21 protein-coding genes are annotated in these 25182 nt (G+C 36.2%); all 21 read right to left on the minus strand.

All coding sequences use genetic code 11. The features are described 5' to 3' along the window. Nucleotides 1-31: 31 nt before the first annotated feature. The 21 genes from H2O64_RS06665 to H2O64_RS06765 all read right to left on the minus strand — a co-directional run bounded on the left by H2O64_RS06665 (nt 32) and on the right by H2O64_RS06765 (nt 25165). Entirely contained in the window at nt 32-202 is a 171-nt protein-coding gene (locus H2O64_RS06665) for a DUF5908 family protein (protein ID WP_187561387.1), read from the minus strand. A gap of 19 nt (nt 203-221) precedes the next feature. Next, nucleotides 222-668, minus strand: coding sequence for a phage tail protein (locus H2O64_RS06670; protein WP_187561388.1), 447 nt, complete (start codon nt 666-668; stop codon nt 222-224). Next, complete coding sequence (locus H2O64_RS06675) at nt 661-1122, minus strand: phage tail protein (RefSeq protein WP_187561389.1); 462 nt, start codon at nt 1120-1122, stop codon at nt 661-663. The genes H2O64_RS06670 and H2O64_RS06675 overlap by 8 nt, the downstream gene beginning before the upstream one ends. Before the next feature lie 62 nt (nt 1123-1184). After that, entirely contained in the window at nt 1185-2765 is a 1581-nt protein-coding gene (locus H2O64_RS06680; protein ID WP_187561390.1) for a phage tail sheath family protein, read from the minus strand. 52 nt (nt 2766-2817) lie between these two features. After that, nucleotides 2818-3630: a hypothetical protein gene (locus tag H2O64_RS06685; RefSeq protein ID WP_187561391.1), complete on the minus strand. Its 813-nt coding sequence runs from the start codon at nt 3628-3630 to the stop codon at nt 2818-2820. After that, the gene (locus H2O64_RS06690) at nt 3627-4301 is read right to left on the minus strand and encodes a DUF4255 domain-containing protein (protein WP_317173819.1); all 675 of its coding nucleotides are present in this window, start codon (nt 4299-4301) and stop codon (nt 3627-3629) included. Before H2O64_RS06690 ends, H2O64_RS06685 begins: the two co-directional genes overlap by 4 nt. Nucleotides 4302-4480: 179 nt before the next feature. Continuing rightward, nucleotides 4481-5341, minus strand: a complete 861-nt coding sequence (locus H2O64_RS06695; protein ID WP_187561392.1) for a helix-turn-helix transcriptional regulator — start codon at nt 5339-5341, stop codon at nt 4481-4483. Between the two features lie 146 nt (nt 5342-5487). Further along, a complete protein-coding gene (locus H2O64_RS06700; protein WP_187561393.1) occupies nt 5488-6402 on the minus strand; it encodes a TolB family protein in 915 nt (304 codons plus the stop codon). A 100-nt stretch (nt 6403-6502) separates the two neighbouring features. After that, on the minus strand, nt 6503-6973 hold the full coding sequence (locus H2O64_RS06705) for a hypothetical protein (protein ID WP_187561394.1): 471 nt from the start codon (nt 6971-6973) through the stop codon (nt 6503-6505). Nucleotides 6974-7187: 214 nt separating this feature from the next. Next, nucleotides 7188-8114 carry a restriction endonuclease gene (locus H2O64_RS06710; protein ID WP_187561395.1) on the minus strand — a complete coding sequence of 309 codons (927 nt, stop codon included), beginning with the start codon at nt 8112-8114 and terminating at the stop codon, nt 7188-7190. A 320-nt stretch (nt 8115-8434) separates the two neighbouring features. Next, entirely contained in the window at nt 8435-9079 is a 645-nt protein-coding gene (locus tag H2O64_RS06715; RefSeq protein ID WP_187561396.1) for an FMN-binding negative transcriptional regulator, read from the minus strand. A 504-nt stretch (nt 9080-9583) separates the two neighbouring features. Further along, nucleotides 9584-10138, minus strand: a complete 555-nt coding sequence (locus H2O64_RS06720) for a hypothetical protein (protein ID WP_187561397.1) — start codon at nt 10136-10138, stop codon at nt 9584-9586. 37 nt (nt 10139-10175) lie between these two features. After that, nucleotides 10176-10820, minus strand: coding sequence for a DNA alkylation repair protein (locus H2O64_RS06725; RefSeq protein ID WP_187561398.1), 645 nt, complete (start codon nt 10818-10820; stop codon nt 10176-10178). A 7-nt stretch (nt 10821-10827) separates the two neighbouring features. Further along, a complete protein-coding gene (locus H2O64_RS06730; RefSeq protein ID WP_187561399.1) occupies nt 10828-11724 on the minus strand; it encodes a hypothetical protein in 897 nt (298 codons plus the stop codon). A gap of 277 nt (nt 11725-12001) precedes the next feature. Beyond that, nucleotides 12002-12685 carry a hypothetical protein gene (locus H2O64_RS06735; RefSeq protein WP_215907133.1) on the minus strand — a complete coding sequence of 228 codons (684 nt, stop codon included), beginning with the start codon at nt 12683-12685 and terminating at the stop codon, nt 12002-12004. Nucleotides 12686-12866: 181 nt separating this feature from the next. Beyond that, nucleotides 12867-13547, minus strand: coding sequence for a HesA/MoeB/ThiF family protein (locus H2O64_RS06740; RefSeq protein ID WP_187561400.1), 681 nt, complete (start codon nt 13545-13547; stop codon nt 12867-12869). Next, on the minus strand, nt 13547-16120 hold the full coding sequence (locus H2O64_RS06745) for a DUF4132 domain-containing protein (RefSeq protein WP_187561401.1): 2574 nt from the start codon (nt 16118-16120) through the stop codon (nt 13547-13549). The genes H2O64_RS06740 and H2O64_RS06745 overlap by 1 nt, the downstream gene beginning before the upstream one ends. A gap of 9 nt (nt 16121-16129) precedes the next feature. Continuing rightward, the gene (locus H2O64_RS06750; RefSeq protein WP_187561402.1) at nt 16130-16522 is read right to left on the minus strand and encodes a hypothetical protein; all 393 of its coding nucleotides are present in this window, start codon (nt 16520-16522) and stop codon (nt 16130-16132) included. A 112-nt stretch (nt 16523-16634) separates the two neighbouring features. Further along, entirely contained in the window at nt 16635-18515 is a 1881-nt protein-coding gene (locus tag H2O64_RS06755; RefSeq protein WP_187561403.1) for an OmpA family protein, read from the minus strand. Between the two features lie 21 nt (nt 18516-18536). Continuing rightward, on the minus strand, nt 18537-19454 hold the full coding sequence (locus tag H2O64_RS06760) for a PorP/SprF family type IX secretion system membrane protein (protein ID WP_187561404.1): 918 nt from the start codon (nt 19452-19454) through the stop codon (nt 18537-18539). A 50-nt stretch (nt 19455-19504) separates the two neighbouring features. Continuing rightward, nucleotides 19505-25165, minus strand: a complete 5661-nt coding sequence (locus H2O64_RS06765; RefSeq protein ID WP_187561405.1) for a T9SS type B sorting domain-containing protein — start codon at nt 25163-25165, stop codon at nt 19505-19507. Nucleotides 25166-25182: the final 17 nt, after the last annotated feature.

Genomic DNA, 25182 nt, shown 5'->3' on the forward strand with positions numbered 1-25182 from the left:
TAAATGCCTCGAGGGTTTACCTCAAGGTAATTTACCTGTTATACTTTCCTCGTTTTTGACCTTCAGAAATCATCCGTTTGCAGGTGTCTAATAGTTCTTCTTTTAATGCTGAAATATCATAACCAGCCCGTTTTGTGTTCAAGTTTTCATGAACCGTTTTTATTTCTGTCTTTATGACTAATTCTCTGATTTCTATGGGCATAATTCGAGTTGTATACGTGTTATGTGGTTTGTTTGATATTGAAATAGTTGTATGCTAATTCAATAGTTTCGATTAAAATTTCGCTTTCTTGTGATTTCAAATCTGAAACTGCATATTTTAAAGGATATGCATTGTAAAACGTCCATTTCATCAATACTGTTCCTTCATTATCTAATAAATCAACAGATACATCTTTGGTTTCTATTGCAGCTGCTAATCCATTATCTAACGTATCGGAACACCACGTAATGAGATTTGAACCTGTTGGAACAATAGCTCTTTTGAGCACTAGGTTTTGGCTTGAACTTACGTTGGGCAATCGATATTTAAACCGATTTTCTCCGCCGCCAGCAACTTCTTCCACACCTAGTTCTTTATTGATTCCTGAGACTTCTTTAAAAGCCGCGTCTTCACCTTCAAACGAAAGTGAAAAATAAAATCCAACAGGGTAGTCAGTATTAGCCATTCGTTATGATTAGTTGTTCGTGTGCAATTTCTAAGGTATCTACTGCAACTTCGTTTCCATCAGATTTTAAATCGGTACTCGTAATTTTTGTTGGCCACGCATTGTTTAGCTGCCATTGCATTGTTACTTTTCCAGCTTCATCTAATAGTTTTATGAGTACAGTTCTACGTTTAATTGTATTCATAGAAATTTCTGCATGCCAATCCCAAAATGTGTTGTCATTGACAAATACACCACGTTTCATAGTTATATTTCCATACTTTACAATGCCAGGCATTTTTTCAGTAGAGAATAAAGGACTATTACTTTTACGGTATTCTATGATTTGATTTTCTACGTCCATTCCAGATACTTCCTGAAATGCGACCCCTTTGAGTTCAGTTCCTAAATCTACTTCAAATCGGAACTTTGGCATGGGCCATGTTGCGCCTTCTGCACTTCCATCATCAGCCATAATTTTATATTTTTATATGTTAATTTATATTTTATTTAAAGACTCTTGATTCTAGCTATATATTAACTAGAAGTTGCTTGTTGTTGTTGGAATGTCAGTACGATAAATTCAGCAGGACGTACTACCGCAACTTTAATTGTTACGTTCATAAATCCGTTTAAAATATCTTCTGAAGTCATTGTAGATCCTAAACCGCATTCAACAGAAAATGCATCTGCTGGAACAGCACCTTGCAATCCTCCTTCTTTCCAAATACTGGTTAAGAAACTTCCGATCATTGATTTTACGCCTTCCCAAGTGTTTTTATCATTTGGAGCAAATACATACGCTTGCGCGGCTAGTTTACACGATTGTTCTAAGAAATTCATCGTTCTACGAACAGAAAGGTAACGCCAATCTTGACTGTTTCCATCGAGTGTTCTTGCACCCCAAATTAGGATTCCAAGTCCGTTGAAAAAACGAATCGCATTGATCGATTTTCCTGAAACTGCATCTACGTTTAAGCCACCTTGTTGTGATTCTGATAGTTTTATAGGAAGTGACGATGCACCAACCATTGATGTGTTTGCAGGTGCTTGCCAAGGACCAACTTCGTTATCCGTCACTGTGATTACACCAGCCATTCCACCACTTGGAGGTAACATATTCGCATCACTCAATACATGATTGATAATGGTGCTGTACGTTTTACTCGCGGCAATTAATGAGTTGTTGTATTGACTTACCGTTAATGGTGTTCCTGGAGGATTTTCAATGTTTCCTATAATTGTTTCTACAGTTGCATCTGGATTGTCTGCTGGACTTAATAATGGTTGTAATTGTTTTAAATCACCACCAAATAAGTTGGTATAATCTAAATCAGATGTTTGCATAATAGTGGTTCCAACAAATGGATAATATGCAGTTCCGTAGTCTAATCCGTTTGCACCTGTATTGTCACGGAATGCCGTAATATCATCCATCCACATTACTGGATCAGGATTTCTACCACCGATAATGTCTAAGATAGCAACAGCGGTTTGCATTTCTTCAGCTTGTAACAACATCGAAGCCATAAGCGTTCCGTTGTTTGCTACAGAAAGCAAGGTTGCTTCTGGACAGATGTACATCGTTGGTTCTTCTTCATTCTTTAACAAAGCAAGTCCATTGGTAAGGTCGTTCAATTGTACATTTGGATTTACAATTTGATCGCCTGGTGTCATTGGATTTCCTGAAGCAGGTCCGTACGTTCCAACAGAGACAATATAAGCGTCTCCACCACCATTTTCGTAGAATAAACGAATGCTATTGTATAAATAGTAAATAGTGTTTGCATCGGGAACAATAGAATAATAAGTTCCATCAATTTGCATGTAGTCACCTTTTTCGGGTTGACTTTTTTCTGCTACTAAATAGTACTGCGGGCTATATTGCTTTGCAGGATCTGCGGGCGCTGCCGGACTTGGCAGCATAAATATTGCCTGAAAATCTGAAAAAGACGTAATTTTCGTTGGTACATTTGTATACGATTTCCCTTCGTACATCGCTTGTGGTGTATATCCAATAAACGCGGGAACTGCAGTAGCCACTGGGACAACTGAATTTCCGAATCCATTGATCTCATTGATATAAACACCTGGAGATTTAATGGTTGATAAATTCATAAAACATAGTTATTAGTTCGTGTTAATTTTTATTAATATTTAATAAGGCATCTTAGATGTATACATACATCAGAGATGCTATTGTATGGTCGTTATTTACTTGTAAATTTTGAGGATTCGGAATGGGCAATCCTTTGATGATGATTTCCGTTCGTTCACCTGCCAACGTTGTTTTTGTATTGGTTAAATTGAATGTGTATTCGACAGTATTTTTTAAAGGTATTTTTGTGGTTTCGGATGAAAATAATAATGCATTTTGTCCATTTTGAAGCGTTGCTGCTGTTGGACCAGAAAATTGGATATCGTTGTCACTTTCTATTACCAATTTTTTAAATTCTTGATTGGAATTGTTGATGATATAATAATACCATTGCGTTTCGCGCGCGTTCATTTGAATATTAAATTGCACATTGTTAGTTGTTTTGTGCAAACGAATTAAATCATCAAACGTGATTGTGATGGAAACAACTTCTTGCGTCGTTGTATCTGTAACAAAGTTTTCTGCAAGTTGAATGGTTTCGTTAGCTTCCACATTGGCTGTGCTAGTACTTGTATAGGTAAGAACACCCAATTCATTTATTGGAAGTTCCGTAAAGTTGTAAAAATTCTGATCAGAAGTGATTCCCACGAAAGTGAAAGCAGTAGTTTCTGAAACTTGCGTGATATAGTTTAAATGTGTTTCAATAGATTGATTGGTTGTGTATACTTCAAATCCGTTTGTAGTTGCTTTTAGGATGAATCCGTATTTGTCCATCAATGTTTGCGATGCTGTACTTGCTTTGTACTGTAAACATTCACAAATACCTGATGCATAATAGGAATGCGCCACCGAAACTTTGAATAAGGATGTATACGTTATATTCATGATTTTGGATCTGTATTTGTACTAATTTGATTGATACCTGCATCAAATCCTTCAATTTCATCAGAAACAATCGTTACAAGTTTCATTTTGTAGATCACCGATGGTTGGTATTTCGCGCCAAGCGCTGTCCACAAATTTTGCATTTGCATATAGTTTTCACCTTTCTGAAATTCATATTCTAGCTTTCCTAGTTCGGTAGGAATTTCGGCATTTCGTGTTGCATCAATCATTTCATTAATTTGAAAAAATTGAATGGAAGCATCTAAAAATTTTAATGCTTCACTATAATTTTCAAAGTTTGGTGTGATGAGCGTAAATAAATTGTAGCGATAACTCTGTGGTGTTCTTGTGTAATTTCCGGTGGTGAGTTGTTGATTTCTTTTGTAGAATTGTTTCGTAGTATCTTGTTCAATGTGAATCAACGAAATAATGATCTTGTTTTGATTTTCCTTTGGAACACTTCCACTTTGATCAATAATCGGATTGATCATGACGACATCTTCATCCAAGCCAAATTTCTTTTTGACAAATTGGTTGAGCGCTTTTCCTGTAAATTGAAGTGCTTTTTCAATCATGGTAGATACTATGGTTTGGTTCGTTAACTTATTGGATGTTAAAATTAAGGATACAAATACGGAATCAGGCGAAGTAGGCGTATACCATTTATGCACATTTTAGTGTTGTACGAAATTTTCCGTAGACAATTCGTAGACAAAACAGAAATACGTGTACACAAATAGTGTGATCGCTTTTTTGGCGCGCTATGTAGTGTTTTAAAATTTTTGGATGAATGAAGACAGCAATACTTTATGTGGGAACGTTCTAGAAATATTGAATATTTTATAAGAAGTTAATCAGCAAAAGCTTGTAGATAATTGCGAAGATCTTGGTGTTTTTCTAAGACCATTTTTTTCTTTAAACGGTATTTATGTGTGCGAACACTTTCTTGATTGATGCCTAAAACGAGTCGAATGTCTTCGTTGGACATATTCATCTTTAAGTAACAGCAATATTTTAAATCTTTCGAGGTCAAACACGGAAATTTAGTACTTAAATCTTTCAAGAAACTTGGATTGATGTTTTCAAAATACTGTTTAAAATCATCCCAATGTTTTCGATCATTTCGTGTCATTTTGATCGTATTTACAATAGACATCAATTGTGTTTTGGTCGTTGCATCTACTTCCGTATACAATTGCTTGATGCGTTCTTTGATTTTATCTAAAACCGCTTTTTTTTGATCGAGTTCTAAAGTATAACGTGCTAAATCTTTTTTTTGATCACTGGATTGTGTTGCGCTTTTCGCGAATGTTCTCGGTGCTTTTGGTTGCTTGGTTTTTTGAACCAACTTTAAAATTCCCTGAACATTTGTATTTAAGTTTCTGTACTGAATTCCATATTCGAACGATTGTGTAAATACGACAATACCATCGTGCAGTTGTAAATTACGGCGGTCATTTTTTTGATGTAAACACAAAATAGGAATTGAAAAATCTTTGCTGTAGGATACTAATGAGTTAATGATATGTTGATTGTCACGGAAACTTAAAATGATTAAAATTGGTTGAATCGTTTTTGAAATTTGAATGATATCGGACACACGTGTTGCTGTAATACAACTGTACTGATTCACTTCTTGCAAGCTTTTAATAATAGCCGCAAGTGAAGTCGAAGTATCACTTCCAATAAGGATATTTTTGTGTGTAGTCATCACTATGATATAATTATTTTAATATGTAATAGTGCATTTTTGGGGAATCAGATCAAAAAATATATTTCAAAAGTAGACTTAAAAGTTCTAAAATAATACGGTAGAAATACTCGGTTTTGACGTTTTTGTGTTAATTTTTTGATTTTTTAATCATCCATAGAAACAGTTCCCATGTAGATTTGTGTTTTCCCTTGTCCATCATTTTGTGCCCAAACTAGACGAGAACCATCAGGAGAAAACTTTGGATGTTGGGCAGGAGAACTAGGACCTTTTACATGGATTATAGGTGTGTTTGGATTTGCTAAATCAACTTTTTTTAAGAAGATTTGAAGCTTTGGTTGTGTTGAATACGCTTCAAAAGCCATAATGTTTCCATCAGGACTAAACCAAGGCGTACGTCCAATAGTTCCTTTGGCTGGATCTGAAAATACAACTGGATTATTTTGACCAACTTGAAGTAATACTTTATTTATTTTTTGATGATAGGCTCCAGAACCTTTTGTTTGCCCTGCATACGCTATAATCTTTGGATTTGCTCGATTCAAAGTTCCCATACCAGACCAATAATTATTAGGCGTTAATACACTAGATTTTAAAGAGATAATATTTACTTTTAAAAGTTCTAGTTGTGAGTAATTTGTCATTAACAGCGCAGGTTCATTAGGATACCAAGCAGGATAGGAGAGTTGTGCATCTTGATACCCAGGAACAGTTAGATGTGTAGCACTATTATCTGCGCCATTTTCATCTAAAAGCATAACTCTTGAGGTTGGGTTATCACCTTCCGGATAAATTCCTGTAAAGGCAATTTGTGGTAAACCTGTTGTAGGATTCCATGTCCAAGAAGCTCTTAGACAACCATACGTATCACTTTTATAATAGGGGTTTTCTGAGTTTGTTTGTATATCGACTGTCCAAAATTGTGCTCTTGGAATTCCTTTTCCAGTGCGTTCAAAAAGAACGGTATTTCCGTCTGGACTAAAACACGGACGACCATCTACAAAATGCTCTTTTGAATTAGTACCCGTTTGTGTAATTGGGTGAATATCTATAACTTTCATAATATGGAATGGTTGGTTATTCCAAAGGTAAGAAGTTAGTTTGTTTTGTGTAAGCGTGTTAGTACGTGGTTTTTATTTTTTTGTGGGAAACCGTATTTTTTTAATTAATTATAATTTCAACAGTTAGTACTTGTGCAGCTGCAAGTTTTGGAACCAACGCATGAAATGTTAAGGTAGGAGCTACGGTAGTTGCATTTAGATTAAACGTAACGGTTAATGTTTGATTTCCAGTTTCGCAAATCTCGATTAAATCATAGCGAATTGAACTATTTCCACTTGTGAGTCCTTGTCTACCAATGACCAAATCGTAGGTTGTAAAGTCAATCATTGGCATGCAAACTTCAGTGACAAGCATATTAAATACTTGCTGATCGCTGATAATTATAAAGTCTCCAGATGGCAAATCGATTTCCATGCTATTTTCCGTATTGATGCAACCGTATTCAGTTTCAAGACTTGTGGTTTCTATTAGTATGGTTTCTGTCGGACACGGATCGACTGCATCATCATCATTGTTACAAGAAAACATTCCAAATGCTAAAATTGAGAGAAGTAAAATTCGATAATTCATGATGCCGTTTTTTTATAAGATGCTTTTTTTCGAATTGGTTGCGTTAGATGTCTTGTAATGGTTTGTATACTTTTAGCTGCATTTCTAAGTAATTAATTTAATAAATAAAAACTGAATAGAAGATTTAGATGGGAATTGAGTGTGTTGAAGTAGGGTTTTTGGGAGTAGGGTAGTGCTCGTAATTGGTTTTATGTGGTGTTAGTAAACGTTTTTTTTATTCATTATCTTTTAGAGAATCCCAAAAGTCAGCATCCAGTTTTTTAATTTCAATCGTTTGTTCTACTTGCATTCCTAAACCAAAATCATAAATGTATTCAGCAAGTTGCTTTCCGTCAATTAGTACTAAAGTTGTCGAGCCATTTAAATTATTAGCATATTCAATCGCGCCTTTTGTGTAGTAAGAAGTTGTAATAAAAACACCTTTATTTGATTGAGCAACAGCTAATGCTCCTACAAATTTTTGAATTTCCTCTCTGCCGATTGAAATGTCTGTTTTATATCTTTTTGCTTGAATATGAATTCGTCCAAGTCCTAAAACATCTTCTTTGATTATTCCATCTATTCCGCCATCATTTGAAGCCTTAGTAACTAATCCAGAGTTTTGAATTTCTCCACCATATCCCATTTTCTGTAAAAGGTTAACTACCAATTTTTCAAAAGCAATTGGAGTTTTGGTCAAAATTGTATTTACAATGTCTGTATAAACAGATTTTTTAATATTGGAAAAAGAGCTATAAAGTTTTTCTTGAGGAGTTAATTCGGAAGAATTATCATCTAAGTCTATTTGTTCTTCTGATTTCTTTTTTTTTCTTGTAGGTTCTCTCTTGTCAATTTCTTTTTCTATGTGCTTATCAATTAAGTCAGGCTTTTCGATTAGTTCAAGTCCTTTTGTATTAATTTCATAAGTTCCTCTTTTTGGTTTGTCTAAAAGCCCACCCATATTTAGATAACTCAAAGCCCAAGAAACTCTATCGTAAAAGATTGGACCATTTCCAGATTTGTACATTTCGTTTAAATCTTCATCAGATAATTTGAAATATTCACCTAATGGCTGAATAAAATCTCCAAGTTTAATTTTCCCTTTCGCTTTAAGTAATTGTAAAGCGGGTAATCTTATTTCATTGTGTTTTGGTAATGCCATTAGCTGATTTTTCTTAATGTTGGGTAATGTGTTTATTTATGAAACGTAGCATGTAATTTTTTAATTGCCCATAACGTGTATAGAACAGCAACTTTTGTTTTAAACTCCTATTATTCCCTATAAAAGTAAAACAAAGATTACACCTATGCAATGTGGCTTCCCGTAATGATAGAAATTATCTTTTAATAAGAGCATCTCGACTGCGCTCGATGTGGCACAACTTGATAGCTACGCTAGGTATTTTTAATCAACATATATTTTGATTTCAATAATGCTCGATGTGACACATCTCAAGAATGCTTTCAGATGCTTTTTTGTGCCTACGGTTTGTATTCAGGAAATAAATTTTTTGCTCTTTTTTCCATCTCAGCTGCAATTACTCGACCATCTTCATCTTGTTCATTAAGTTTCTTTATGATGTTATGATAACTTTCAGCATCTCTGTCTTGACTTAATTTGAAAACAGTGTCAATCTCTGTAATCTCAATTTCAAAGGCTATAATCATACCCATAACCCTTTGTTTAAACTCCGAAGGTAAATTGTCAAAAACTGTTGCTGATTGCTCGTTTTGGTCTTCGAAATGCAGACTGGTCATTCTAAGGACATCTTCTAACGCATTATCATCTAAAAACTTGATAACACCTTTTATATGGACACTCATATAATTCCAAGTAGATGCAGAATTTGGATTGCTATACCAAGTACCACTAACATAGGTGTGCTTACCCGTAAAAACTGCAAGCACATTTTTATTATGTAGAAAAGCTTTATGATGGTCTGTGTTTTTCATTATGTGCCCTCGTAGTACTTTCTTTTTACCCATTTTTTCAATAAAAACGGGTACTTGTGTTACAATAGGCCTGTTTTCGGAATCACATCCAGTTAGAAAAGCAAAAGGATATTTTGCTACAAATTCTTTAATTACCTGTTCGTCTTGTTCTTTATGGTATGGAAGATTGTACATATAGTCTCTAATATTGATGATGTTTTATTTTTCACCTCTCGATTGAATCCAAAAGGAATTTTTTAGCTACCAACTTTGTTTTCGTAATAACCGCTAAGGTATGTATAACAAGAGTTTTTGTTTTAAACGCCTGTTATTCCTTATAAAAGTAGCACAAAGATTATACCTATGCAATGTGGTTTTCGTAATTGCGTTCATTTTCAACTTCTCACAATAACCGTAAAAATGACGATTTTGAGGAATTCGCAATAAAACTATCATTTTCGATCATTTTATTGAATAATTATCAATAAAACAGACAACGAAACCTTCTCGCAGCAATGCGGCAAGCTTTCGGGAAGTTACGGAAGCGTCTCGCAGCCCTGCGACAAGCTTTTGTTCAACTTCGGAAGCGTCTCGCAGTCCTGCGACAAGCTTTTGTTTAATTTCAGAAGCATCTCGCAGACTTGCGGTAAGCTTTCGTGAAGTCGCGAAGCGTTCTCGCAGAGTTGTTTTATTTAACAATTACGCTAATAAATACGCTACGGCATCTTCAATGGTATCCGTGAAATTTTTAGAAGTGTCAAAATATTTTAGCGTATGTTTTTTACAAGATTTTTTTATTTTTTTACTGTGAGCGATCATGTTTTTTATGTGATCTAGGATGTATGCATCGGGTTTATCATGTAACCAATCGGTTTCCCCATCACTATAATCTTTTACATTTTTCATTTTTTCGTCAAGATCAACATCCGTATAACCAACAAAACATATTTTTAATTTATCGGGATGTTTTTTCAATAGCTCAATGATCAATTCAGGAAGCATCGCTTCTCCTTCAATAATGTAGTCAACGTCACTCCAAATCATACTTTCAAACATTGCTTTTAAAAAACTCCAAGATCGTTCCGCAATTTCATCGGGAAATAACAAATGATGAATTCCGTATTCGGGAATACCGTTTGTAAAGCCCATCACAAGCCAATCAGTAGAGAAATAGGATATGCCTTTTTGTGCAGCTATTTTTTTTGCAATGATTGTTTTTCCTGCTCTTGATGTTCCACTAACTAAAAATAACATAGAATGATTTTTACTTTTTTATTGTTTTTAAAGATCGCTATTTTTTCAATTTGGCGACTTCAATTGGAATGAATTTCGGCAAGTAACTTGGGGTACATCCTCTTGGAACGACTTCATCCTTGAAAAGACCTGTTTTTTCCCCAATGGAAATACACCTAGCACGATGTTCTTCTTGCCATTTGCCAATTTGACCAGCAGTGTAATTCATTGCCCATTGAACTTCAGGTTGCTCAGCTGCCATGTTAGCTTCTATTCCGGTTAAGAGCGCTTCCGTATTTGAGTGGTTGGTATTTCCCATCCATCTTAATCGCGCTTGATGATACCAAAAGAGCCTTCTTTGCAATGCTGAAGAACTATTTTCCCATGATTCCATCAAAGCAATTGTTTTTTTGTCTTTGGAAAGCTGATTCGCCATGAGCCAATCCATTAATTGGTTTCGCTCTTCAAATCCATGCTTTTGCATGTCTAGTTCAAGGTTGTCAATAAGCGCTTGCGACAGCAATTTTTTGTCTAGGATAAGGATTGCTAATAGTTGTGGTAAAAGTTCACTTGTAGACCACAGTTCTAGTGCCAATTCATGATCTTTTTTGATCTCTTTGGCAATTTTCCGTAAATCTCCCAGTTTGGTTGTTTCTGGGTTGATTTGCGCATAAATGTCTTTAAATTTTGATGAAAGTTTCATGTCGTTTTTAGTTTTCGATGCTGCCGTATGATTTTAAAACTTTTAATGTCCATAGGGTTTGAATTCCTGCCCATTCTAGCTTTGTTCCTTCACTGATTCCGTACCAAGTATCCCATCGGCCATCAGTTTTCTGTTTGTTTAGTAATCCTTCTAGATCTGATTCAATGGTTTCTTTGGAAAAGATAGGATTCAAAATGTGATCAGGATATGGAGCGTAATTCAGACTGTGTGGTTTTCCATACAATCCCCAACCATCATCCGATGGATCTTTGAAAAGGACTCCGTCGGCAACGATCCAATTTTTTAAATTGCTCATTGCTTCCGCTGCTTTTTTTCTGTTTTTAGTGTGTTGCAAAAACTGTAATCGTCTTGGTGTACATAGATGACAAAAAACGTGTTTTTCTTGTATGCGTTCAATTTCTGCCCAAACAAATTGTTCTGCTTTTTTCATCCAAGGAATGTTTATCTTATACTTTTCAAGGATTCCCAATAGTGATGAAGTCGTACTAAGTGCTGCCCATTCTTTGACGGTTTTAAAGTGTTCGCCGCACGGATATTCACTTTTGGGTCTAAACATCCACGGAATGCCTCCTTTTTCAGTGGTAATACTTTCAAAATAGGGCATAAAATCGTTTCGTATTAATTCAGCATTCAGATAGCCAACTTCATCTAAGGTTTCCAGCGCCATGATACTGAAAAGTGGTTGACTTTCGGGCGATGCTGTATCTGGTTCCATTCCATAACCAAAACCTCCGTCATTATTTCGATATGCATATACTGCGTGAAAAACTCCATTTGCGGAACCTCCATTAAAGTGGAAGTCAAACAATCTTCGTTCTATCATTCTTGCATTTGCCAGAATAAAACCGCGGGCTTTTTCAAAATTTTGCTTCGTGAGTTTCAAAATTATTATTTTTTACATTGTTAGTTGTCGTAAATCCTTGCTTTAAATCTATTAAAATCAACCCAATATATCTTCATCATTTCCTCGTCTATTCTTTATTTCTATATGGTTAATTCTAATTTGGGTTCAAAATGGCAATTAACGTGTTCGAGTATGATTTCGTTACGTGTTTAAACTACTAATTTAGTAAATACAAACCGAATAGAAAATCCGTGAGACACGAGCGAAGCGAATTGGCGTAAGCAATTTTCGGAAGTAGGCGAGTACTAGTAATGGATTATATATGTTGTTGTACGTTCGTTTTTTTATTTGTTTGTATGTTGTTAAAATTTATTCCGATTAATAAAAAAACAAATGGAGCAATAAAAGCATATCCAATAATCCCAATATTCCTGATTTGCATATCTCCGAATATAACACCAACTAGTCCAATAAGGCTCAATATTCCTGAAATTAACATAAGTGCTCTTATTGTTTTTTCTATTGTTCCATTATTGAATATTGGAGCTGCAAATAAAAATGAAAGCGAAAAGAACCAATCCCAAGCGAGAATATCTAATAAGTATACGACTGATGGCCATTTAAATGAAAAGAGTAAAGTCAAATCTTCCATTGTTGTAGCTTCAAGTTGATGATTCATAGTGAGTACAACAAAGTGAACGCTTGAGGTAATTCCTGCCATAATAAACATTGAACAAAGAGCAAAAAGACTGTGCAATTTATATTTCGTCGAAGCGTGATAATGAACTGCAACCATATTTATCGCCATTAATGGAGCAATCATTAAGGAAAGCAATTCCATCATTGTAAAGTATGGGTCTCCGATTGGTTCATCAGGTAAATCCAACGATAAAAAACCAAGAAATGTAGTAAATAAATATACAAGTCCCAGCAAGAAAGTAATCCAGCAAGTAATCTTACCTATATTGATGTAATTTCTATTTCCGTTTTCAATCTGCATTGTTTTAAAGTTATGTTTGTCAAAATGACGCACAACATATATATAACAAAAATTCCTGTTATTTCTTTTATAGCTATACCTTAAGTGTTGTTAAAGCTATAAGAATCTCAACGAAAATCAAAGGTATAAGTAGGAATTGTTCTAGAAAAAGATTTTTTCAACAAGCAACCAGCATTTTAATTTACTTCAACTTATAAACTCGAAATACATTTTTCAACAGATTGAATACTTGTAGTTTTCCTTGCAATACTTCTGATGAATCTTGTAGCATTTTAATGACTTCATTTACTTGAAAGCTAGCAGCCATTGTTACAATTTGCGGCATGACTCTGGAATCATTGCAATCTTCATTTTGAAATATTTCTTGATCGTTTTCAAAGGTTTCCGCCAACGATTTTCCGTCTTTGTAGTTGAACACCGAAATATGTCCTTCCATACCTTTTACGCCTGTATACACCATTGGAATGCTGTGTTTTGCACAAACGGTATCGATTAGCAAGCGCGTTGCATAGTTATCTGTACAATCTAGGACAATATCCGCTTGTTGGAGTAATTGTTCGCTGTTTTTTGAGGTCAAGCGTTCTTTGAAAATAACAATTTCCGTAGCTTTTGAACGTGCTTCTAGTTGCGCTTTTGCAACATCACATTTGTATTCTCCAACAGTAGTTAGATCAAACAAAATTTGCCGTTGCAGATTGTTCATTTCCACACGATCATCATCAATGATGGTTAGTTTTCCAATACCCAATAACGCTAAAGAGAGTAGGGAAGCACAGCCCAAACCACCACAACCAACTGCTACAATATGCGTGTTTTGCAGTTTTTGTTTTAAATGCGCGGAATGTTCTTCATTTTCTAGCATTAGTTGATCTGATTAAGAATGGTTGTATCGGTGATTTTATCATCTGCTGCTAATAAGAATGCTTTGCTTAATACCAACGACAATCCACGATCGCCTTCAAACGGTAAAAAGATATCATTTGTGTTTTTATCTTTTCCGCGCGCGGGAACAATACATAGATATTGATCGTTCGGTTCCATTAAGATATTCGTACTTCCGATATGAATTTTGTACGTGCGTTTGGTACCTTTTACTTTTAAGAATTTACCATCAATCGTAGCTACTTTACTAATTTTTAATCGTGGTAAGAGTTTTTCTAAGATTTGTTTTCTGGTTTTGGCAACTTCGGTTAAATCTCCAAAAGAATAGCTTGTCCAGTAATCGCGGTATTGTGGCAAACCACCATTGTCTCTCCATTCCGGATCGTTTCCAACACTACATACACCCACAAATAAATCGACATCGCGGAGCACTTCCGAAAGCACCAGTTTTGGAACGTCTATCATATCCATGATTTCATCGTTTTTGATGAATCGAACTTGATCCGTGGCGATGTAATTCCAAATTCCTGTATCGTTAAATTCATCATCCGCATTTAATTCATTGATCCAAAATTGCGCTTCTATTCCATGCGCTTTTATCTGTCTGGAAGCGATTTCGTCATCAACGCCGTTGTCATACGCGCCCATTAGTGTATATTTCCATCCGCGAATGCCTGTCAGCGCATTGAATTGGTGTTGTTTTAGAATATGCGCCGCCATTCGGTTGCTATACGATTTTGTGTTGATTTCTGCTTCCGTTAGGATGTATACTTCTCGATACGCTTGTTTTAGCGGTTGCTTTATTTCGAGTTCTTCCAGCTTTTTTCGCCAGAATAAAACATCGTTTACTTCTTCATATATTGGATGCCACAAACGGACTTCTGTTGCTTCTGTAATCCAATCGAGTGTTGTGTTTTGCTGCGTTGTCCATTGTTCATTTTGATAGATCGCAGTAACAAATGTATCTTCTTTTTTGAATTGCCATAACAATCGGGTTGCAATAAAACTCACCAATCCGTGTTGCAAATAGTGTTTGGTAAAGTCTTCATAACTCCAGATTCGATCATCAAGATACAACCGATCAATTCGGTCACGTTGCGCTGTGAGGTATTTTTTTATTTGCGCTACATCACTTTTTGCTTTTTTGAGCGTTTGTGTATGCTTTGCCGAGTTTTTGACGAAGGCAGGCGTTGTTTTTTGCACTTTTCCATCAGGCTTCCGCCAGATAAGATTCACTTTACCTAGTTCTTGAATGCTGAGTTCTAGCGTGTATTCATCAAACGTGAATGTTTTTTCACTGTTTTCCAAGCCGAAGTGTGGAATGGATAGTTCTTCTATTTCGGACGAAGTAATGCCAAGTTTGGCGGAAGCTACATCAATGTATTTTTCAATGAGTTTTCGGGTATTGTTTTGCTTGATTTTTAATTTTAATCGCGATAAGTGACTGATGCCTTCCAATCCTTTAGTGTTTCCCAAAACATAAATACATGCATTTCCAATTCCAGCCGCAGCTGGACCGACACCAGGAATTTTTTTGTAACAGCGTTCTGCTAGTTTTGCAACCAAATTTAATGTCGTAGTATCGTGAAATTTTGCTAAACTCCAGACTAATCCTTTGATGAAAACGCTGCTTTTTTCATGTAAAAATTCATAATTAGAATATTCATGTATTTGACCATTTCCATAGTCATATTGTTTTTTGGTTTCTATTTCTTTGAGTTTAGAAACAAATTCTAACCATGGTTGAATGACAGATTTGTATTTAGAAATTCCGATAGCATCAATTATAGCACTTGTGCTTTTTAGAAAACGTTGTGATGGTTTTCCGCTTGTCGCTTTTGTAAATAGATGAAATAGTTGATAGAAATGATCGCGTATTTCTTCATCAAACTCAGCTACTTGTGTATTCATCATTGCTCCAAATCGATCATCGGTATGTGTGTATGGAGGTGTTTTTCCTTCAGTATTCTCGTCTTCAAATAGTATTTTTTTGAGTTTTGCTTCTACTTTACTTAGATCTGATCCCCAATAATTATCTTTAAATTCCATTTCGGGAGAAGCCAATAAGTTTTCAATAAGCGTTTTCCATTCCGAAGAGAATCCTTTTTTCTTTACACTTTTTTCTATTTGTTGCGCTGCAAAGCCAATTGGCCAATCGCCAAACCTTCGCAGTCCTTTCGTAGTTGTATCAACAAAGATGTTTAGTAGCGTTGTAAATTCGGAAGGATTGTATTCAAGATTACTTCGTAAAAGCAAACTTACAAGCTCATCGTATGTTTGACGTTGTCTACTTTCGGAAAGGTCTAGATATTTTTTTTCTAAAAATATTGTAATTTTTTCTGTTAGGTATATGATAAATTCCTTTTTCGTAGCGTTATCCTTCGCTTTTAGCGTTTGGTAGGAAGTTAGTTTTGAAAACGGAATGGAATAGTGGTGACCTTCCATGACAATCTCTGTGACGATACTTTTTAAAAGTTCAGCAAATGCAGGATGTTCTGAAACTGTTTCTTTTTTTGCGCCAAATAAATTTCTTAGATTTTCTTTGAATCCCATATTTCTTAGTTATCCGCCAACTAATGGCGTAAGTTTTACAAAACTGATGGTGGTTGTATTGGTGACTAATACTTCTTGCGTTAACGTTTCTGCTTGTTGATCGTCAATGAGTACTAAGTATCCGTTTTTTTGAAAGGCATCAAATGCGATGAAGGTTTGCGCTTCAATGTCTATTTTTTTTGTGCTGTTCTTTAGCTTGTAACCATTCAGGGTTTTTTCGGATGCTGTGGGACGAATTAATCCTTTGAAGTATTCTGGAAGTTTGTTGTTGTATGCGTTTACTTCAGAAGCGACTCTGGCAGTAATCACATCTTTTACGGTAATAATTTCGTTTTGTACAGCGATTTCTATTTTGTTGAGAATATCGCCTGTTAGTGATTCATCAGTTATAGTAATGGTCATCTGTGTAATTTTTATTAAACTTAAGAATTTTAAGAATAGTTTGAAAGTTTAGCGCATAAAAAAACCTGCAACTACGGGAGCTACAGGTTTTTTTTATGTGGTAAGATTGTAATTAATCTTTACTTACAATAATAAAGTCAGAACGACGGTTTAGTTGGTGTTCTTCATCTGTACATTTTGTGCAATCTACTAATGGAGAACTTTCTCCTTTTCCTTCACTACTTAAGCGTGAAGCATCAATTCCTCTTGAAATGATGTATTGTACTGTAGATGTTGCTCTTCTTTCAGATAGTTTTTGATTGTATGAAGCAGGACCTCTAATATCTGTGTGTGTTTCCACTTTGATCACCATATTAGGATACTTTGTCATTACATTGACAACTTTGTCTAATTCAAAAGCAGCATCTTGTCGGATGTTGTGTTTGTCAAAGTCAAAATAGATAGGATTAAGCACAATTACTTCATCTTCTATGATTTCTTCAATTGGTGCTAACGCAATGTTTACCGCCATTTGAGGATTGTCTCCACTATCTACATTTACTTTTTGAGGAACATATCCTTGAATTGAAGCTTCTAAGATAGAAGATTTGTCACATTCTACTTTGAATGTAACTTGTCCGTCCGCATCTGTTGTTTTTGATCCAACACTGTTTCCTTTGTCATCTGCTAATATTACATTGGCTCCGCTTAATGCAGCCCCAGTTTCTTTATCAGTAACTACAATTACATAGTCAACATCACAAATAGGATTGATTAATGTTGTTTCGTAAATGTCGTCACTTCCTTTTCCACCATCACGGTTAGAGGCAACAAATCCTTTTTTAGTTACTTCATCAAATGTAAAAGAAAAATCGTCAGAGTTACTGTTTAATGGTGTTCCTAAGTTACGAACTGCACCATAAGAAGCTCCATTAATTTTAGCTGCAAATACATCTAAACCTCCGATTCCTAAGTGTCCATCAGAAGAAAAATAGAGTGTATTGTTGCTACTCACAAAAGGGAAAAATTCTCTTCCTTCTGTATTGATATCTCCTCCTAAGTTTTCAGGTTCTCCAAAAGATCCGTCACTGTTGATAGCGACTTTGTATAAATCAGATTGTCCTAAACCTCCTGGCATGTCAGATGCAAAGTATAATGTTTTTCCATCCGCACTTACCGCAGGATGTCCCACTGAATATTCATCATTGTTAAATGGAACAGGTTTTACATTTGACCATTCGCCATTTGACATGGTTGAAGTATACATGTTTAATGTTCCTTTTCCATCTTCATCTTTTTGGAATTTACCTTCATAGTAATTTTCACGCGTAAAGTACATCGTTTTTTTATCGGGTGAGAAACTTACAGTTCCTTCATGATATTTTGTGTTGATGTCTTTTGATAGTGCTTGTGCGCCTGATAAATTACCATCTCCATCATACGAAGCTCTGTAAATGTCTAAGTATGGTTGATCGTTCCATCCGTATTTTCTTCCTCCATCACGAGTAGAAGTAAAGTATACAGTGCTTCCAGAAGTGATTGCTCCAAAGTCAGAATTCTTCGTATTGATTTCAGAATTCTTCACTTCAAACTTCGTCACTTTTGCAAGAATTTGTGGAATGTAGTTTGGATTTTCATTGAAGGCAATGGCTCTTTTGTCTCTTGGCTTTGCAGCAGCAAATTTTGCCATCCATTCGTTATGTTCTTTGTACTTTCCATTCGCTTTTAGCATTTGAGAATACTTAAAGTAGGTGTCTGCGCTTGTACTTCCTTCAGAAATAGCTTGTCTGTACCAACGTTCTGCTTCTTCTGTTTCGAAAAGATTATAATAGCAGTTAGCTAGTCGCTCGTATACATAAGCATCAGCATCATCAATGGCAATTTCTTCATATTCCTTAGCCGCTTTTACATATTCAAGCCTGTCGTAAAGCTTGTCAGCTTTCTTTGTTCTATCATTCTGAGCAAAAACATTTGAAGTTGCTAGAATTAGAAATAATATATATAGTTTTTTCATTGTTTTTTGGCGTATTAGGTTTTAGAAATATCTAGGCGAACGAGAAACTTTTCTTGGGAAGTATAAATCAAATAATAAGAATACTTCGTGAGATGCGCTTGCCACAGATGATATTTCTGAAGTTACTGCATCATAGGCATAGCCTATACGTAATCTCGGACTAATTGCAAAATTGACCATTCCACTAAAAGAATCATCTAAACGATACGAAGCTCCAATTTCAAATTTCTCATAAAATAAAGCATTTAAGTTTACGTCAAATGATGTTGGTGCATCAAAAGCTGACTTTACTAAGAATGAAGGCTTTATTTTAGTGTTTGGAGTTGCTTGGAACACATAACCACCAGTAAGGAAGTAATGTGATATTTCAGAACCATACGTTCTACCATTGACATCTAAATGCGTTCCTTTTAAAAAGTTAGGAATCGATAATGCTAAATAGTAGTTGTCTGTATAGTAAAAAAGTCCAGCTCCTAAGTTAAATGTCGTTTCATTTACATCACTTGAGAATGCTTCATCACCTTGATCTATTAGTGTTGGGTTTACTTGAGAGAATAATCCAATATCATGGAATGTTAATCCTCCTTTAACACCAAATGCTAATTTGTGTGCACCTCCTAATTGTAATGTATATGAAAAGTCTGCGTAGGCATTGGTTTCCTTTACAGGTCCAATTTGATCTGAAATTAAAGATAATCCAAGCCCTACATTTTTACCGACTGGCGAATGCCCAAAGAACGTAAACGTTCTTGGGGCACCGTCAAATCCGGTCCATTGATTTCTGTATAATGCTCCTAGTGATATTCCTTCTCTAGATCCTGCATATGCCGGATTGATAACTGCCATGTTGTACATGTACTGTGTGTACTGTGGATCTTGCTGTGCAAGCGATGGTAGTGTAAAAAGTAATATAAATAGTGCGATATATATGTTCTTCATGATGTGATATTATTTTAATAATATAGAATTTAATTTTTATGCAACGGATATTACTTATTTAGATAAATCCACCCGTTTTTAGCCTCTCCATTTTCAAGTCTTAATACATAAAAATAAGTTCCTACTGGCAATTCATCATTATCATTCGATTGACCTCTCCATTCATTTGTATACTTAAATTTCTTGTATATTGAACGACCATGAGAATTAAATATCTCTACTTCTTGTACTCTAAACGCACGTAAATCCCATGAATCATTTAAGTTATCTCCGTTAGGTGAAATTCCTTGCGGGAATGAACACATTGCGTTGATTACGGTAAATGTTTGCGTACTTGCGCAACCATCAATAGTTGTTATGGTTACAGTGTACTCACCATCTTCTGTTGCAACGAATTGCGATCCAGAAGTGTTTGTAGATGAACCACCGGACCAATCATACGTTACAGTGGCAGGATCATATCCGTTATTTAATGGAGATACCGTAATTGTATATTCATCATTGATACACTCACCCTCTAAACCAATATTTGCAGGATCAATTTGCATCAATACAACAATTTCAAAGTCACCTGTTGCATAACATCCAGTTGCATCATCTTGAATACGAACATATACTGTTCCGCCAGCGCTTGTGTATACTGTTGGATCTGCAAGCATGTTTGTTCCTGCTTCTGCATCTGCCATTGTTTCGTAGTATGAAACAGTTACACCTGTTTGCGTATCAATAATATTAGGATCTTGTACCGTAAGGTCAAAATCAGCGACACCATCAAAGTCGTCATCACAGACTTCTAATGTTTCTGTTGCTACAATTATTGGATCTCTTTCTACCGTAACGGTTACATCGTCTGTTAAAGTTACTAATGTTCCATCTGCTAATGCATAACTTATAGATGCGGTATAGGTAGTATCTTCTGTTGGAGTTACTGTTATGTCAGTATTATTTCCTAAAGAGTTTCCAGCATCATCAAACCATTCAAATGTGTAGTTAGGATTTCCAGCGGGTACAAATCTCCATAATTCTTGATTTGTAACTGTCCAAACACCATTGTTTCTTCCTGGAGGAGCATATCCTACAGTTCCTGCGTTATTTTGAATACCTACAATCGCAATTCCACCATCATTCCAAGTTGGACATACTGGCTTCTCGATTAAGATTACATCAATAACATTTGAAGATTCATATAAAATGATCTGTTGTGTAGTCATAAGAGCATTACATCCAAAGTGTGGCACTTCAAAGAACGTTACTTTAAATTGTCTTGAAGGTGCTGTTCCTACAACTGCATACTCAATGTAGTGATTCCCAGCAACACCAGGGTCAATATCATGGTATGCACCATGAATTGCATTTGTTGGTACTGCAGGCGTTGGAAGTAAATCTCCCGGCGCAAAGTTCCAAGGACAGAAGTTTCCAGCATCACCAGCATTAAATGAAATAAGTCCGTTAGCTCCAATTACTACATCGGTATAAGTAGTTCCAAAGTAATCGAAGTTAAAGGTTAATGGTATCAATGATGAATACCTATCATCTAATGTAATTGACGTTGGTGTACCTGTTAAGTTATCTGGTGGACATTGTAAGTCACTAATTGTATAGGTACTTGTATTTGACGTTATTGAACTTGCCATAAAGGTAGCCGATAAGTCAGTTGAGTCTACATCACACGTTTGTAATTGATCATATCCAGCATTAATGATTGAACACTCTTGATCTGGACAGAATGCCTGTGTTTTTGGATCACTTGTCAATACACAATTTATATCATCAGTATCAGCTACTGTAAATACTACTGGTGTTGCATTTGGAAAAGGTCCAAAAGTATACACACCAGCCGCTGTAACTACTTGCGGTACACTTCCAAAGTCATCCGTAATTGTAATAGACATTGCGTCACCCGTAGTTAAGATTTCTACATCTACCAAGAATTGATCTCCAGCTGCACAATCTTCAACTACCGTGTAGGTAGCAGTTGGTCTGAAACAAGTTGAACATTCTGCAGTCCATTGCCATTGTGTTCCATTTCCATTAGCACAACTTTGAAATCCATCACTGATAATTTCCATAAATAGGTTTCCACCTGAAGATGTAACGGTTAAGCCACTCAAATCTCCTGCGTTGTTTCCTGAGGATATTAAGTCACCAGTATTATCAGAACCACTATAGAAATTGATAATATCATCATCATCTACAATTGTTCCTGAAGCAAACGTTAATATTATTGGGAATCCTGTATCGGATGTGAATAAGAACGAATTATCGTCATTATTAGTATAACAGTGATTTACATTAATTGCTCCATTGGCACAAACTAAGTTGAATACTTGGTTTGGATCTGGTCGAGTCGTAAAACTTTCTTCGGTACAACCTGTAGCTAATCCGTTTCCGTTGTATGCTAAAATTGTAACATAATAAGTAGTACCATAATTAGTAGCTAATGGTAGCGTATTCACGTTACCAACATCTACACCATTTACAACATCTGTACCTCCAGGGGTAGTTCCGACGCTTACAATATATCCTCCAGGAGATCCGGCTGCCGTACTCCATGTAATATTTTGATTAATTTCAATTGCAGTAGCACCATCTGATGGTGATATCAATGAAACACACGAAGGTACTGCTGTACTACATGTTTGTACTTCAACAAGATCTATGGACATATCTCCTTCAAATCCTGTTCCGGCACCTCCATAACTAAATTCAATATATATGGTTTGACCTAAATAAGTGTCTAAATTGACTCCTATTGGAACCCAAGCTTGTGTATCAGTTGTTTGTAAATCACCAATCCAAGTATATACATTTGTAAAAGGTCCTGTTGGTGAAGTTCCTACATTAACGTTTAATGTTCCTATATCATCACCAAATGCATGCATATAGAATGATAATTCTGCACCATCTAAACCTGTAGTTAAATCAATTGCTGGACTAATTGCAGAAGCAATTGTACTTGAGTTTCCAGAAGCTTCATATTCTAGGTGCAATCCTCCACTAAAGGAAGCAGATGGACCTGTTCCACCTGAGTTTGCTCCACCTGGAGTAATATCCCAATTTCCATTAGTTCCAGCAAAACCTGTTCCTGTCCATCCAAAAGGTGGATCTACTTCAAAGTCTTCAGCTAGTGTAGCAAAAGGAATACCAGCTGTAACACAAGTTACACCAACTGGTGGTGGTGGTGGTGCGTTTTCAGTTGTAAAGTTAATAGGTCCAGTCCATGTACTAAATCCGTTAACTCCACAATCGGCTCTTACATATACTTCATAAGTTGTTGTAGGTGTTAATGCCGTAGCAGCGTACGGTGCATTTGTTGTAGTAGAAGTTCCAGGACCAGTTGGTGTTCCTGTACCTGCAGTTTGTATTGCAACTTCCCACTGTGTTTCTCCATTGTTTGCAGTCCATGCTATATCAGCTGTTGTATCTGTTATGTTAGCAGCTGTAAGCCCACTTGGAGCTATACAGAAAGCGCCACATGATTCAACACGCACTAAATCTATTGACAAATCTCCTTCAAATCCAGTTCCAGCACCGCCGTAGCTAAATTCGATATATATAACTTGACCTAAGTAAGCGTCTAAATTGATTCCTGCTGGAACCCAAGCTTCTGTATCAGTTGTTTGTAAGTCAGAAGACCAATTAAATAAAGAAGTAAAAGGACCTGTTGCTGAAGTTCCCACATTTACATTTAATGTTCCTATGTCGGCACCAAATGCATGTATGTAGAATGATAATTCTGCACCATCCACAGCTGAAGTTAAATCAATTGCAGGACTAATTGCAGAGGCAATTGTCGTTGAGTTTCCAGAAGCTTCATATTCTAAGTGCATTCCTCCACTAAAGGAAGCAGCAGGGCCAGTTCCAAATGAGTTAGCTCCACCTGCAGTTATATCCCAATTTCCATTAGTTCCCGCAAAGCCTGTCCCTGTCCATCCAGAAGCTGGATCAGTTTCAAAGTCCTCTGTAAACACAAAAGAAGGAGTTCCTGCCGCACATGTTACACCAACTGGTGGTGGTGGTGGTGCGTTTAAAGTTCTAAAGTTAATAGGTCCAATCCAATTGCTAAGCCCGTTAGCTCCACAATTAGCTCTTACGTAAACCTCATAATCTGTACTAGGAGTTAATCCCGTTGCAGGGTAAGGTGCATTTGTAGTAGTTACAGTTCCGGCACCTGTTGGTACTCCTGTTCCTGCGGCTTGCACTACAATTTCCCATTGTGTTTCCCCATTGTTTGCAGTCCATGCAACATCAGCTGATGTAGCTGTTACGTTAGAAGCTGTTAATCCACTTGGGGCTATACAGAAAGCACCACATGATTCAACACGTACTAAATCTATTGACATATCTCCTTCAAATCCAGTTCCAGCACCGCCATAACTAAATTCTACATATATGTTTTGACCTAAATAAGCATCTAAATTGATTCCTACTGGAACCCAAGCTTCTGTATCAGCTGTTTGTAAGTCACCAATCCAACTATATACATTTGTAAAAGGACCTGTTGGTGAAGTTCCTATATTTACATTTAATGTTCCCATGTCGGCACCAAAGGCGTGCATGTTAAATGATAATTCTGCACCGTCTAAAGCTGCAGTTAAATCAATTGCAGGACTAATTGCAGAAGCAACTGTAGTTGAGTTTCCAGAAGCTTCATATTCTAAGTGCATTCCTCCACTAAAGGAAGCAGCAGGGCCAGTTCCAAATGAGTTAGCTCCACCTGCAGTTATATCCCAATTTCCATTAGTTCCCGCAAAGCCTGTCCCTGTCCATCCAGAAGCTGGATCAGTTTCAAAGTCTTCCGTAAACACAAAAGATGAAGTTCCTGATGCACAGGTTACTCCAACTGGTGGTGGTGGTGGTACATTTAAAGTTGTAAAGTTAATAGGTCCAATCCAATTACTAAATCCATCCACACCACAATCAGCTCTTACATAAACCTCGTAGGCTGTAGTAGCACTTAATGCGGTAGCTGTGTAAGGTGCATTTGTTGTAGTGGCAGTTCCTGAACCTGTTGGTACTCCTGTTCCTGCGGTTTGCACTACAACTTCCCATGCAGTTTCAGTACTTCCTGCTGTCCAGCTAATATCAGCTGTTGCAGCAGTTATGTTTGCTGCAGTTAAATTGGATAAATCTGGACATGCCGGAGGAGGTGAAGAGATTAACGTAGGTGAATCAAAACAAAACCCCCATTGCCATCCTGCAGCATCATCAAAGGAAATTCGATAACGAAATCCTGATTGTTGCGTTGCAGTGAATCCAGCAATATCTAAAGGATCACTTGTAAACGAATCTCTAGTTCCGCCACAAAAGTTATCATTGGGTTGGTCTGCAGTAGCAAGAAATTGTTGCCAAGTTACCCATGCAGCAGCATCGGCGTCCCAATATTCTAAAGTTAGTGTATCACCTAAATCATTATAGGTGTAGTCAACAGAAGCAATAAGCCATGTTTCTGCGGCAGTAAATGCAGCAGAAAGATCAATGATTGGAGATTCTGCTGCAATGGTATCATCACTGGTACCACCGGCATCATCATCATCAAAGGCAAAATTTGCTGTTAGTGTTGGATCGGCTTCAAAAGCGCCTGGATCTGTATTATATGTTCCAGTAACAGACCAATTTGTATTGGGCCAGTTTGCTGGTTGATTTAATACTTGAGAATATGAAAACGTATAAAATAACGTTGCCATACATAGCAAGGTAATTTTTTTCATAAAAAAAGTTGGTTAAT

Origin of the sequence: Kordia aestuariivivens, assembly GCF_014397005.1 — a bacterium.
In the GTDB taxonomy this organism is placed as follows: domain Bacteria; phylum Bacteroidota; class Bacteroidia; order Flavobacteriales; family Flavobacteriaceae; genus Kordia; species Kordia aestuariivivens.